17 protein-coding genes and 1 pseudogene are annotated in these 12,606 nt (G+C 54.7%); 5 read left to right on the top strand and 13 right to left on the bottom strand.

Going from position 1 to position 12,606, the window contains the following annotated elements; all coding sequences use genetic code 11:
* The first annotated feature begins 3 nt into the window (after positions 1–3).
* The 3 genes from E3E27_RS03450 to E3E27_RS03440 all read left to right on the top strand — a co-directional run bounded on the left by E3E27_RS03450 (position 4) and on the right by E3E27_RS03440 (position 2,119).
* Entirely contained in the window at positions 4–375 is a 372-nt protein-coding gene (locus E3E27_RS03450) for a hypothetical protein (RefSeq protein ID WP_167773438.1), read from the top strand.
* A 201-nt stretch (positions 376–576) separates the two neighbouring features.
* The gene (locus tag E3E27_RS03445; protein ID WP_167773437.1) at positions 577–1,809 is read left to right on the top strand and encodes a C39 family peptidase; all 1,233 of its coding nucleotides are present in this window, start codon (positions 577–579) and stop codon (positions 1,807–1,809) included.
* A 10-nt stretch (positions 1,810–1,819) separates the two neighbouring features.
* Positions 1,820–2,119, top strand: a complete 300-nt coding sequence (locus tag E3E27_RS03440) for a hypothetical protein (protein WP_167773436.1) — start codon at positions 1,820–1,822, stop codon at positions 2,117–2,119.
* A 20-nt stretch (positions 2,120–2,139) separates the two neighbouring features.
* Here the strand turns inward: E3E27_RS03440 and E3E27_RS03435 are convergent, their stop codons facing one another.
* From E3E27_RS03435 to E3E27_RS03395, 9 genes and pseudogenes are all read right to left on the bottom strand, one after another.
* Positions 2,140–3,996, bottom strand: a complete 1,857-nt coding sequence (locus E3E27_RS03435) for an aldehyde ferredoxin oxidoreductase family protein (protein WP_167773435.1) — start codon at positions 3,994–3,996, stop codon at positions 2,140–2,142.
* Positions 3,996–4,823, bottom strand: a pseudogene (locus tag E3E27_RS03430) (aldo/keto reductase). Before E3E27_RS03430 ends, E3E27_RS03435 begins: the two are co-directional and overlap by 1 nt.
* Positions 4,824–4,906: 83 nt before the next feature.
* Complete coding sequence (locus tag E3E27_RS03425) at positions 4,907–5,116, bottom strand: hypothetical protein (RefSeq protein WP_206204768.1); 210 nt, start codon at positions 5,114–5,116, stop codon at positions 4,907–4,909.
* Positions 5,117–5,119: 3 nt separating this feature from the next.
* Positions 5,120–5,416, bottom strand: coding sequence for a winged helix-turn-helix domain-containing protein (locus E3E27_RS03420; RefSeq protein ID WP_014788095.1), 297 nt, complete (start codon positions 5,414–5,416; stop codon positions 5,120–5,122).
* Between the two features lie 78 nt (positions 5,417–5,494).
* Entirely contained in the window at positions 5,495–6,193 is a 699-nt protein-coding gene (locus E3E27_RS03415) for a DUF2202 domain-containing protein (RefSeq protein WP_014788096.1), read from the bottom strand.
* A 2-nt stretch (positions 6,194–6,195) separates the two neighbouring features.
* On the bottom strand, positions 6,196–6,828 hold the full coding sequence (locus E3E27_RS03410; protein ID WP_167773434.1) for a translation initiation factor IF-2 N-terminal domain-containing protein: 633 nt from the start codon (positions 6,826–6,828) through the stop codon (positions 6,196–6,198).
* A 54-nt stretch (positions 6,829–6,882) separates the two neighbouring features.
* Entirely contained in the window at positions 6,883–7,056 is a 174-nt protein-coding gene (locus E3E27_RS03405) for a hypothetical protein (protein ID WP_167773433.1), read from the bottom strand.
* Between the two features lie 2 nt (positions 7,057–7,058).
* Complete coding sequence (locus tag E3E27_RS03400) at positions 7,059–7,364, bottom strand: hypothetical protein (RefSeq protein WP_167773432.1); 306 nt, start codon at positions 7,362–7,364, stop codon at positions 7,059–7,061.
* A 46-nt stretch (positions 7,365–7,410) separates the two neighbouring features.
* Entirely contained in the window at positions 7,411–8,214 is an 804-nt protein-coding gene (locus tag E3E27_RS03395; RefSeq protein ID WP_167773431.1) for a DUF2202 domain-containing protein, read from the bottom strand.
* Between the two features lie 115 nt (positions 8,215–8,329).
* On the opposite strand from E3E27_RS03395, the gene E3E27_RS03390 reads away from it, so the two are divergent.
* On the top strand, positions 8,330–8,620 hold the full coding sequence (locus E3E27_RS03390; RefSeq protein WP_167773740.1) for a hypothetical protein: 291 nt from the start codon (positions 8,330–8,332) through the stop codon (positions 8,618–8,620).
* Here the strand turns inward: E3E27_RS03390 and E3E27_RS03385 are convergent.
* A complete protein-coding gene (locus E3E27_RS03385) occupies positions 8,617–9,852 on the bottom strand; it encodes a 2,3-bisphosphoglycerate-independent phosphoglycerate mutase (RefSeq protein WP_167773739.1) in 1,236 nt (411 codons plus the stop codon). The two genes, E3E27_RS03390 and E3E27_RS03385, sit on opposite strands and share 4 nt — an antisense overlap.
* 120 nt (positions 9,853–9,972) lie before the next feature.
* Between E3E27_RS03385 and E3E27_RS03380 the strand changes: the two genes are divergently transcribed.
* Positions 9,973–10,482 (top strand): HIT domain-containing protein, encoded by a 510-nt coding sequence (locus tag E3E27_RS03380; RefSeq protein WP_014788102.1) that lies wholly within the window; start codon positions 9,973–9,975, stop codon positions 10,480–10,482.
* On the opposite strand, the gene E3E27_RS03375 is transcribed toward E3E27_RS03380, so the two are convergent.
* From E3E27_RS03375 to E3E27_RS03365, 3 genes are all read right to left on the bottom strand, one after another.
* A complete protein-coding gene (locus E3E27_RS03375; protein WP_167773430.1) occupies positions 10,469–11,164 on the bottom strand; it encodes a hypothetical protein in 696 nt (231 codons plus the stop codon). The two genes, E3E27_RS03380 and E3E27_RS03375, sit on opposite strands and share 14 nt — an antisense overlap.
* 46 nt (positions 11,165–11,210) lie before the next feature.
* Complete coding sequence (gene thyX / locus E3E27_RS03370) at positions 11,211–11,963, bottom strand: FAD-dependent thymidylate synthase (RefSeq protein ID WP_167773738.1); 753 nt, start codon at positions 11,961–11,963, stop codon at positions 11,211–11,213.
* Positions 11,964–12,039: 76 nt separating this feature from the next.
* Positions 12,040–12,588, bottom strand: coding sequence for a DUF996 domain-containing protein (locus E3E27_RS03365; protein WP_240910663.1), 549 nt, complete (start codon positions 12,586–12,588; stop codon positions 12,040–12,042).
* Positions 12,589–12,606 lie beyond the last annotated feature (18 nt).

The following is a 12,606-nucleotide window of genomic DNA, read 5'->3' as shown; positions in this document are numbered from 1 at the left end:
AAGGTGGCGTTGCTGCTCATCACGCCATTATTGCTTTACGGGTTGCTCTTCCTCCTGCCGGCACTCTATGATAAACTGCCCCCGAAAAAGGCCGACCTCGTTGCGGTGGCCCTCTACGGGTTTCTGCTCTTTCCATTGTCCTTCTACTTTACCTTTGTGAGTGCCGCCATGGCGGACACTTTCGGCATCTATGAGCACCTACCCGAAGCAATAGCGGTACTCATGGTGGCACTGGTCGCCGCTACGCTTTTCACAATCCTTGTCTCGCTCCCACTCCTGCTCATAAGGAAAAAGAGAGAAATCAAAAGGCTAATCGTCCTGCTTTTCATGGCGAGCTTCTTCTTTGACCTGGCCATAATTATCCCCGCAGGGTAATTCAAGACCGGCTGCCGTTCACCACTTTCCACAACCTCCAGTGCTCTCTCCACGATTACTCTTCTTTCTTTTAGCTTATCTCCATCATAAACCAACTCTGAATAAATTTATACTTAAAAAAAGAAGGAAGATATTTTATGAATAGTAAAGGAAAAGCTTATATATCACAACATCCATAAATGTTGTGGAAATTATTAGGATATGAACCATATGAGATGGAGGTATCTGATAGCAGTCCTTTTGGGACTGCTGATGATTGGAGTGACAGCAGTAACCACCACAGCATTGCCGCAAGATACCCCAGGCATATCAGCTGAGATCACTCCTCAGATTGCGGAAAAAGTTGCTCTGACTTATGTTGAGTGGATATCAAAAAACATCCCCCTGTATAAAGAATGGGAAGGCTCGGAAGTGTCAAAGACACCTCAGCCCTATTATTTACCCGATGGCAGTAAAGTTGCATACGAATTCACAGTCCTTAAAGATGGTAAGGTAGTAGGGTACTTGATGATAAGTGCCAGAAAAGATCTTCCGCCAGTTCTTGAATTTGGGAAGTCTAAGCCTCCAAGCATGAACATTGAGAAAGTTAATGCCAGGTACAGGGTTAAAAGACTCTTGTATCTTGGAGCACTCCTTTATGTTGCAGATATCGGAAACGGTAAGGCAGTACACCTTGGAGACATGAGACTCATGAACTATCCCCTGAAAGTGACTTTCAACGTGAATCGTAAAGCAGCTGAAGCATCATGGGAAGGCATTCTGAAAAACGTGAACAACGATATGTTTTCAAAGTCCGATGTTGGGATGGAGTCCTCGACGCCCGTTGTCTCAGACTGGGGGTACATATGGGGAGTCCCTTCTTGGACCTCAGATGATGCTGGAAATGCTAACATTCAGTATCCAGACAACGTTGGGGACCTTCCTGATCCATGGGACACATGGGATGGCTGTACTCCGATAGCAGCATCAATGGTTCTCGGGTATTACATAAGTTATCCTGACAAAGAAAGTATAATTGACATTCTTCACCACACAATGAATACGAATGATGATGGGGTTACTATGTGGTGGGGATATATCGATGATGGAATTGACAACTTTGCAGAGGAGTATCATAGGATATCTGGACAAACCATTCCCTACGACTTCGACGGAAGCAACGACTATTATGTTTCAATGGATGATGTAAAACGCCAAATCAAAACATATGGACGCCCCTTTGTTCTGTCTATTAATGGGGGCCCCTATGGATTAACTACAGGCCACAGTGTTGCAGTCGTAGGGTTTACAGAGTGGAAAAACTTGGAGAGCGGTGCCACGTGGATGTACCTGACAATTCACAACACGTGGTACAATGGAGAGGAAGGCGTGGATAGTATCCTGTTTGGAGATTGGACAATTGCAGTTGCAACCTACGTAACGGCGAATAGTTAGGGGATAGTCCATGAAAGGCTCTGACATCATTGTAATACTACTTTACGGGATTTTTCTCTTTATTTCCTCTTTATATTTTATCCTCGCAGGCTCGGCCCTTGTTGACAGCCTTGGGATTGACAGGCACGTACCTTGCCTACTAACCCCCGTTATTGTGGCTTTTACCTCATCCCTCATGTTTACGGCCCTGTCCTCGGTGCCTCTGGCCTTCACAAAGAGAAAGGGCATAAGAAGAGCCGTTTTCATGCTGTTTTCGGCCAGTTTTGCTTTCTATTCAATTGTCGTCTGGTTCTTTCTTGGTCTCAAATAATCCGAGAGTTGGAGAAAAAACTAAACTCCCACCCTCTTCCTCACGACCTCCAGCGCCCTCTCTGCATCTCCCCTGAACTCCTCGTAACCGAGCTCCTTCATCGTCTCCGGCAATGGAACGCCAAGCTCCTCGTGCCAGCCCCTGAGCCGGTAGAACTCCCTCCTGGCCTCAAGGAAGTCGTTGTGGTCAATGAAAGCTTTGTTGCCCTCCGCCGGCCCGTCCGGCTCCGGCTCCCACCAGCGCGGCGGAATTACATCGTCGAGCGGCGGCGTGACCCAGTCGAGGGCGTCGTGTATGCGCGCGATGCTCTCAACGGCCTGGGCAACCTTTCTGAGCTTCTCAACGGTCCACTCCTCGCCCGTCGCGAGGGAGTAGAACCTGGCCAGGTCTTCCATCTTGTAGGACACGAACTTGCAGGTTCCGAGCATGTCGGTGATGTAGCTCTCGTCCCTCGCCTCGATGAGCGAAGGCACCAGTTCCTTCGCAGGCCCCTGGTTCGGAAGCTGGTGGGGCCTCGGCCAGCCGCGGAGGTGGCTCGCTCCGACGTCTGCCGTGGCGTAGCTTAAAGCGTAGGTTCTCCTTCCGCGCGGGTCCCAGGCGGGGGCCTCCATGCCCTTGACGTGGACAGCCAGTTCACAGCCCCTGCCGAGCCTCTCGCAGGCCCTCTTCACACCGTCCGCCAGAACCGCGCCGATGCCCTTCCTCTCCGCCATCAGCCTTATGAGCCTCTCCTCGGCCTCCTCGTCGCCCCAGCCTTTAACGGGGAAGCCTATCTCCTCCTCTCCGATGAGACCGCGCTCGACCATCTCGAAGAGCCAGCCGATTGTGTTGCCGGTGGCTATGCTGTCCAGCCCGAGGTCGTTCGCCAGCCAGTTGAAGTACGCAACGGCTGGAAAGTTGAAGACCCCCGTGGCAGCGCCGAGCATGGCTATGCTCTCGTACTCGGGCTTGACGCGGATTTTTCTCCCCCTGTATTCCACCTCGACGTAGCGGGCGCACTTTATCGGACAGCTCTTGCCGTGGACGAACCACTCCGGCTCAACCTCGTACTTCTTCACCTCGTCTCCGGCCAGCTTGCTCGCCAGCTCGTCAGGTATGTGGGGCCTTGAGAAGTTGTAGGCCGGGCTCATGCCGAGGGAAGCTGAGCTCCTTAACCCATCGCTCGTGCCGTAGTTCCTGCTGTGCTCGTACTTGGGGTCGGTGGCGAAGTGGTCGTAGAACTCCCGCCAGAGCCTCCGGAACTCTTCCGGCTCCGCAACCCCGGGCTTTTCACCCGGCTCGACGACAACGGCTTTGACCTTCTTGCTCCCGAGGACTGCACCGAGGCCGCCCCTGCCGCTGGCCCTCTCGGTGTCATAGATGACGTTGGCTATCCTGCTCAGCTTTTCGCCGGCTGGCCCGATTGAGGCTATGCTCGCCTTCGGATGCTCCTTCCACAGCTCCCCGGCAACCTCGTAGTTGCCCTTCCCCCAGAGATGCTTCGCGTCCCTGATTTCGACTTCGCCATCGCTCACGTGGAGGTAAACCGGCTCCTCGGCCTTTCCCTCTATGACCAGCGCATCGAAGTGGCCCTTGAGCTTGGGCCCGAAGGCGTCCCCGCCGCTGGAGTCGCTTATCAAGCGCGTTTCGGGGCTCTTGCTCGCCGCTATGACCTTGCTCGAACCCGGAATCAGGCCGGTCAATCCACCGGGGGCGAAGACGAACTTGTTCGCCTCGCTCAGCGGGTCGGTCCCCGGCGGAACCTCGCGGTAGATCAGGTAGTAGCCGAGGCCCTTTCCGCCGATGAACTTCCTTATGACCTCGTCGGATAGCTTCTCGTAGGTAACCTTTCCAGTTGTCAGATTTACCCGCGCTATTTTGTTGTTGTAGGCAAACATCAGACGCACCCCCTAGCTTTCTCCCTGTCTTCCTTACTCAGCCTCCAGCCCATCGCCCCGGCGTTTTCCTCGACGTGCTCCTTCCTCCCCGCCTTGGGAATCGCGATAACGTTCTCCTCCCAGATGAGGTAGTTGAGTGCGACCTGAGCGGAGGTTCTGCCGTACTTCTTCCCAATCTCCGCCAGGCAGGGGTTCCTCGCGAGCGAGCCCTTCTCAAGGGGCGTGTAGGCTATGAGTGCAATCTTCTCCCGCTTCATGTAGTCGAGCAGGCCGCTCGTCTCGGGCCAGCGGTCTTTTAGGGAGTACTTCACCTCGTTGGCGACTATCTCGTACCTCCTCATCGCCTCCTGAGAGCGTCTGAGTAGCTCAAGGTCGAAGTTGCTCACACCGATGTACCTTATCAGCCCCTTATCGACCAGCTCCTCCAGCGCGTGGAGCGTCTCCTCTATCTTCCTCCAGCTATCCCCGGGCCAGTGGAGGAGGTAGAGGTCTATGTAGGTGCCGAGCCTCTTTGCACTCGCCCTCGCGGCCCTCTTGGCTTGACTGTAACCGAAGTGGCTCGGCCAGACCTTGCTAATGATGAAAATCTCCTCCCTGTCGAAGCCCTTGATTGCCCTTCCGACGAGCTCCTCGGAATGGCCTGCCCCGTAGAACTCGGCCGTGTCGATGAGGTTGATCCCCAGCTCAAGGCCGTGCCTCAGAACCTCGACGCTCTCATCGTCTCGGGAGTAGTCAGGGCTCTCGTAGCCGCCTATGCCTCACGTTCCCAGACCGATGGCCGTTACCCTATCATCGCCGACAACCTTCAAGTCCCTAAAAGCGCTCAAGCTATCACCTAACAAACAGAAGCGCTTAACCTCTTTTAAAGTTTCTGTCTGAACGCTAAAATGTGGGGTACAAAAGTGGGGAATCAGACTTCCTCAAGCTTTTTCTTAACCTCCTCTGTGTTTCTCCTCGTCTCCTCAAGGGCGTTCTTCAGCTTCTCGAGCTCGACCTTGAACTCGCCCAGGGTCTTGTTCACCTGGTAGAACGCGAATATGAGCACGACGAGGATTATCAGGCCCAGGATTATGCTTATCCACCCGCTCGGGGTTGTCATTGGCTCACCTCCCCACGGCATTTATTACACCTCCTCCAGCTTCTTCAACAGCTCGTTGTCGATGACTATCCTGAACTGCTTCGCGCGGTAGTATTTCTTCGCCCTCGGGTCGCCAGGCTCGAGGCGGAGCTCGCTTTCCACCAGCCCGGCCTTTTCGAGCTTCTTGAGGTGGAGGTAAAGGAGCTGTCGTGATATGCCAAGCTTCTTGGCCAGCTCGTAGACGTACCACTCCTTTTCGCAGAGCATCTTGAGTATCCTGACCCTCACGGGATTGCCGAGGGCTTCGCCCACCTTCACGAGCTCCTCGATCGTCTGTACCATGGCTATCACTCTTGACCACTGTGTAATCGAAGCACCAAATAAAAATCAGGAAAAGAAAGGATAAAAAGGTTTCCGGTCTCAGCGGCCCACTATGCTGAGGTACTCCTCCTGGCTCAGAACCTGGGGGGAATAGGTTACGTCGTACCGGTTCTCTAGCAGCCTCGTGAAGGCCCTGAGGTGGTTCTCGCTGCCGGCCATGAGGCTCTCGAAGACCGCCTTTACGTCCTCGTTGTCGGTTCTCTTCAGCCACTCCTCAAGGTCCTTGATGTCTATCTCCTCTATCAGCGCGCCGACCTTGAGGGCCTCAACCTCGTTCACACTTCCCTTGGAGACCAGCTCTTCATAGAGGTTTTGCATCTCGGTACTTTTGAACTCCCCGACCCCCATTCCCTCCACCGGGTCGGTGAGGTTGTACTTCTCTATGAGCGAGAGCACCATATCCATGTGGGTCTGTTCGCTCTTCGCTATGTTCTGGAACACCGGAAGTCCAGTCTTATTGTACAGCACGAGGTAGACGTCTCTGGCGAGCTTCTCCTCCTCTCGCATGTAGAGTATGGCGTCAATTTCGTCTTGGCTCAGCTCCTGGTAGGGCATCGCCGAGACGTTGGGAACTTCCGAGTAGCCTTCCCCAGGAATTCCACCGTACCCCCTGTCCTCGGGAGGTCCTCCGCTGGGGGAAACCGTCGTAGTTTCCATCGTTGAGTCTCCCGTTATACAACCAGCACCCAATACCGCGAGTAGGAGCAGGCCAGCTACCAGGATGCCCAGCTTCTTCACCCCTATTCACCCCTCAGCTCGGTTATTATCTCCTCGAGCATCGCCTTGAACTCCTCCCTATCAAGGTCATATTCATACTCTATTTCGGCTAGGGTGTCGTTGGCGCTAGCTTCTATCCCACGCTCCTTTAGCTGTTCCAGCAGATCAGTAACCGGGACGTTGAACTCCTGGGCGAGCTGCTCAAAGGTGTAGTACTTCATCATCGTGCCCGTTATGTACACAGTGGTGTTGTCCTCGTAGGAATAGTCCTCGTAAGTGTAGTCGGTGCTCTCCTCCTCTTCCTCCACGACGTACGTTGCAAAGGCCTGGTAGCCAGCGGCGAGCAGGAGCAGTGGAATCACGAAGGCCGCGGCCACCTTTAACCTGGATCCCCTGAAAGCTGACTTCAGCATCACCCACATGCTCTTCAGGCCTATTGCCAGGTGTATTGACACCAGGCCCGCCATAACGAAGCCGAAGTAGGTGTGGACGTTGGTGAGTGTGTCCTTGTCCATGCCCAGGAAGGTCCAGCCGATGGTATCGGCGATTCTGCCGCTGGGTGCAAGGTACAGTCCTATTCCGGTCACCAGCACAACAGCGAACACCACCGTCAGCAGGAGGTCGATGACTCCCCTGACAAGGGCCGAGGCCCTCATTCTCCCACCTCCGGTGGGCATTTAAAGTTGCAGTTCTTTTTCATCTCAATCACCTCATCTCTTCATTATTGCATACAGCAACGCTCCCAGGAGCAGGAACGGGAGCAGGAGGAATGCAAGTTTTGCGAACATGACGAAGATGGCAAATATCCCGAGGCCCCACCAGCCGAATCCCCAGCCGCGCCTTCCGTGCATGGGGCCCAGTGCAGGACCGAATCCCCTCGGCACCTTCACACCCCCAGGTAGAGCCAACCGACGAGTTTATCCCCACAGTCCAGGGTGACCTTGACTCCGAAGGGCGTCTGATAGGCGCTTCCTATGGTGACACTGGAGAGCTCACAGCCGACCACCTTGCCGATGTAGTTGCCGTACTCGTCGAGCAGCTTGAGCACCGTTCCCCTCGAAGTCTCGTAGCGCTCCACCTTAACGCGCCCGAGGAGGGTCAGGGCATCTTCCCTTACCTCTTCAACGTCTATCTCCTCGAGCGGAAACTCACCATACTCAACGAAGTGCCAGACCCGGGACTTGACTTCCATAAGGTTCGCCTCCCGAAAAGTTAGAGAAAGTTAGAAAGGAAAAACATCAGATGGGTATACCAACTCTCTGGGCGAGTCCGTTCATCCAGCCCCAGGCGTGCCTGAATGCGTTCATTATGCCGGTGACTATCCCAGTATCTTGCGCGGGCTGGGTTGTCCACATCGGGCCCCTAAAACCGTGGGCGGGAGCGGAGTTTATGACGCTCTGGTAGTAGTCCTCGCTGACGACCTGGGGCTCGTAGGTCACGCCGTAGGCCTCAAGCTGGCTCACGAAGGCCCTGAGGTGGTTCTCGCTGCCGGCCATGAGGCTCTCGTAGACCTGCTTAATGTCCTCATTGTCAGTCTGGGCTATCCTCTCCTGGAGATCGACGATGTCGGTCTCCTCTATCAGCGCGCCAACCTTGAGGGCATCAACGACGCTCTGGCTCCCCATCTCAACCAGCTGGTCGTAGAGGGCCTGAAGGTCGGGGTTGGTGAAGACCCCAATCTCGTCGCTGGCAGGATCTGTCAGGTTGTACTTCTCTATCAGGCTCAGCACGGTATCGGTGTGAGTCTGCTCGCTCTGGGCTATGTTGTAGAATATCTGGAGCCCATAGATCTCGTAGAGCGTCAGGTAGACGTCCCTGGCGAGCTTCTCCTCCTCTCGCATGTAGAGCAGCCCATCTATCTCTTCCTGGCTCAGGTCAGAGTAGTAGCTCGTGAGCGTGCTGTTGAGCATCGGGGCCGTCTGGACGGCGCCCTGTTGGGTGTATGGGTTCGGTCCTGGCTGTCCACGCCACGCCGAGACCGCCCCCAGGGACATTCCTATCAACAGGGCAATAAGCCCAAGTCCAAACCACATTTTTCTCATGTTCTCAACCTCCTCCATGTGTAAGTTCAATATTACATATGTGTGCTGGCTTTATAAATTTTTCGGTTGAGAACCCTTTTTAAGCCGAATGTCTAGTATACGCCTGGTGGGTGTAATGATCTCCGGGGGAGAAATCGCTTCATATCTAGCGATTGCCATGGGGATCGTTTACCTGATTGTGGAACTAAGGAGCAAAAGGCTGGCACAGAGGGATAAGATTTCAATGATTTTTACAATAGAGGTGGGCGCATACCTCATAATCGTTGGAATACTGGCACTTCTACTGAGGCAGGGCAGAATCGACGCGGGCCTCTACGCCGCGGTGATATGGGTCTTTGCCCTGACCCTCCTCCTGATGTTCATCTACATCATAGAGAAAAAAGGAACTAAGGGCAGACCAACTTAGGCCCCGAACTTCTCACTCCTGTTCATCAGATCCATCATAATGGGCACGATATCGTGGCCCTTGATCCTTCCGAGGCCACCGCGCATGCACTCGCGCTCACCAAAGCTCTCGGTGTAGTCTGTCCTGACTCCCCCGCCAGCTATGAGAACCGGAACAGGATCGCCGCTGTGGTTCATGACCTCACATGGCGTTGAGTGGTCGCCCGTTATCGCTATGACAACGTCCTCAAGGTTGATGTGATCGATGATGTAGCCTATCATTCTGTCCGCCTTCTCGATCATCTCTGCCTTGAGCCTTGGATTGTTGTCGTGACCTGCTGCATCTGTCGGCTTGAAGTGGAGGAAGACGAAGTCGTAGTCATTCAAAAGCTCGACTACTTTCCTTGCCTTGGCCATCTCATCGGTGTTGTATTCCCCAGTCGCGCCCTCTGGAGTATACACGTCGAAACCTATCGCCCTCGCGACTCCTTTGACGAGAGAGACGGCTATAACGGCAGCGGCCTTAACTTTCCACTGCTCGGTAAACTTCATCGGGATTCCGGGGTAGGTCCCAGCACCGCGAATGAGCAGGTAGTTAGCTACCGGCTTGCCCTCCTTCCTGCGCTTCTCATTGACCGGGTGCTTTTCAAGAACCTCGTGGGCCTTCTGGACGAACTCCTCAAGGATTTCGGCAACTTTCCTGCTCTCCTCGTCCTCCCAGGTGAACTTGTGCGGTGGTTTTCCGGCCTCGTGGGGATCGTTCTCCCCGACGCGATAACCGGAAGCCATGCCTTTGAGCACAAGAACTGCCCTGTGGCCGGTGGCGCCAACGAAGATGAAATCAACCGGGAGCTTAACGTTCTCCTGAACTGCCTTCGCAAGCTCGTGGGCCTCTTCGGTGCTTATTCTGCCAGCTCTCCTGTCGGTGATGACTCCGTTCTCTATGGTCGCAAAGTTCACGCGGAAAGCTAGGTCGTCCTCACTCAGGTCAAGGCCCACTCCCATCGCCTCGAGGTAGCCCCTGCCGCGGTAGACCTCGTACGGATCGTAGCCGAAGATGCTCAGGTGAGCTGTGTCACTCCCGGCAGGCTGTCCGGGCTTTATCGGGTCCTGCTGGCCGAGGATTCCTATCTTAGCGAGCCTGTCCATGTTCGGGGTGTCTGCGTACTCCAGCGGGGTCTTCCCCCCGAACTCCTCTATCGGCCTGTCGCCGAGGCCGTCTAGGATTATAAGAAGTCCCTTCCTCTTCTTCATACCTATCACCCGGGGTGAGTAGAGGGCGGAGGTTAAAAAGCTTTGTTGGGCGGCTTTGGGCGTTGGGCATTCGAAAAAGCTTTTAACCTGCCCCCGTTTCCCCTATCCTGAGGTGAGAAGATGAAGGTCCTCTGGGCACCGTGGAGAATAGAGTACATACGCTCACCCAAGCACGACGGTTGTATATTCTGCGACTTCCCGCGGGAGAACAGGGACAGGGAGAGGCTGATTCTCTACCGCGGGAAGTACAGCTTCGTGATAATGAACAACTACCCGTACAACCCCGGCCACGTCATGGTGGCTCCCTACCGGCACGTCGCCAACTGGGAGGAACTCACGGAGGAGGAACTCCTCGAGATAATGAAGCTCACCCAGCTGATGATCAGGGCCATAAAGAAGGTTATGAGTCCTCACGGCTTCAACCTTGGCGTGAACCTCGGTAGGGTCGCCGGCGCTGGAATAGACGACCACGTGCACCTCCACATCGTCCCGCGCTGGAACGGAGACACCAACTTCATGCCGGTGATAGCGGACACCAAGGTTATCCCGGAGTCACTGGAAGAAGCCTACGACGAGCTTAAGAGGGCAATAGATGAAATAACCGGTGAGGGAGCGGCTAAAGCTCCCTGACCTTTATCTCAAACCTTTTTTCGAGGGGGAGTCCCCTGAACACCTCCCCATCGAGCTCCAGAACTGGGACGTCCGACTCTATGACGCTCCTTCTGCCGGAGGGATCCTCCACCACCAGCCTGACGAGCTTTCCTCCCCTGACCTCCGCAGACAGACGGGTACCGTCCTCGGCCTTGCCCTCCAGAAGGAAGTCCCTCCCTTCCAACTCCCAGGAAACTCTCTTTATCAGGGCGGGGGCGGTTTCTGGTGTTATGTGCTCCACTACGCCTTCGTTTCCGGATATCTTGGCAACGGGACAGCTGGCCTGCGCGCTGCAGAAGTCCCTTATCGCCTCGGCTATACCTCTGGCAAAGTTCTCCAAGGGTTTCCCCATGAACGCCTCTCCAAATCCAGCCCAGCTCGCGGTTACCCTTAGCCTCTTCCCCTCCATCTCAAAAGTTATCGTCAGTATTCCCTTGTCCCCAGTGAAGGTGTAAACAGCGCGCCCCTCCTGAAACCCAACGGCCAGGTCAAACTCGTAGCCGAAGTTGAAGATGAAGCGGGGCACTTTAAAGCGAACCTTCGTCCCGCTGATGCTTTCGAAGTACGGGAAGAAAGGGAGGGTTTTCTCGGGCTCGCTGAGGACTACCTGCAGGCTCTCCCAGGGGTAGGGAAGTCCAATCTCCCAGCTCTTTGTTTTCATCTCTATCCACCGGAGGGTTATTGGAGGAAGGCATAAAAAGGGTTTCCTAAACCGTTGGTTTGGAACTCTCCACGAGGGATTTCCACTTTTCCCGGGTTCTCCTCCAGCAGCCAGGAGGCATCAGATCCCCCTCTGGGCAGTAGCCCAGCTGGACGCATCTGGGCCCGAGCCTTGCCCACTTAATTATGGGCCTCAGGTCGTCGTTTTTAGCTATCTCCTCCAGCATCTTCCAGGCGACCTCGCGAATCTCCCACTGCGCCCGTTCGCAGGCACGGAGGCCAAAGAAGTGCTTGAGTTCACGGAGGTTCATCGTCACGACAAGCTTAGTTCTCACCGCCTGGGGCAGAATGAAGCGCGCATCTTCCTGATGGACACCTGCCTTATAGCTTTCCTCGTATAGCTCTATCGCATTTCTCATCAGCTCCTTCCACTTCTCATAGATCTCAGGCCTTTTCTTCACGCTCTCAGGGATTATGAAGGTTTCCTCAACGTCGTCAGCGTTGAGCTTGATATAACGCTGGCTCTGCTGGGTGTAACTCGCTATCCTGTGTCGCACGAGCTGATGGGAACACACGCGAGAACAGCCCTCAATCGAGAACGTCAGAACCGCGTGCTCCAAGATTGACTCGTGGCCGTAGCCGAGAACCCTCGGCAGGTGCATCTCGACGTCCTTCTCGGCAATTCTCTCGAAGGTCTCGCTCTCCCAGCTGTCCCAGTAGCTTATAAGCGCTGACCAGGTGACAGTTTCCAGGGGTTTTTTCGTATAATTGACGAGCCTGACCTTGATTCCACTGCTCATGACCGCCACCGGAGGAGAAAGAGTTCCTAGTTTATTAGGTTTACTTCCAGAGAATAAGGAAAATTGAAACGAGACTTCACTGGGCAGATGTATCGCTCTGCGCCTCTCCTGACCCCTCTGGAAGCTCCTCGGGAAGCCCAAAGAACGCCATGGCCTCGAGAACCGCCGCTGCGACAATCAGCAGGTAGCCTATAAAGAAGAATATGAACACCGTCCCCCAGAGGTATAGAAGCCCCGCCGTGCTAAAGGTCTTGACGCCCGTCTCGGACGCTATCGTGTCGTAGCTCCTCCTCAGGAACCAGACGCCTATGAGCATTATGAGCGCGCCGAGGAAGAACCACCAGTTGAGGCTCCTGAATATGGCGTTGATCTCCTCGGGGTTGCCGATGACGTCCTGCATCTGGTCCCAGGCGCTGTAGAATGCCCCGAGCATTACCAGGTTTCCGATGATGTTCAGCATAGCTGCCCACAAGTAGTCCTTCATGACCTGCTCCTTCTTGAGGTACGCCGATATCTCCTTGACTGCAAAGAGCTTCATGATGAAGCCCAGGAAGTAGGTAAAGTAGAACATGCTGAGAACTGCCCCGAATCCACCCCATGTCCTTGCGGTTTTTAGACTGGCCATCTGACTCACCATAGATAG

This window comes from Thermococcus sp. MV11 (genome assembly GCF_012027285.1).
Taxonomy (GTDB): domain Archaea; phylum Methanobacteriota_B; class Thermococci; order Thermococcales; family Thermococcaceae; genus Thermococcus; species Thermococcus cleftensis.
Note: the sequence above shows the minus strand (reverse complement) of the source record. Positions and strands in the feature narration are given on the sequence as shown.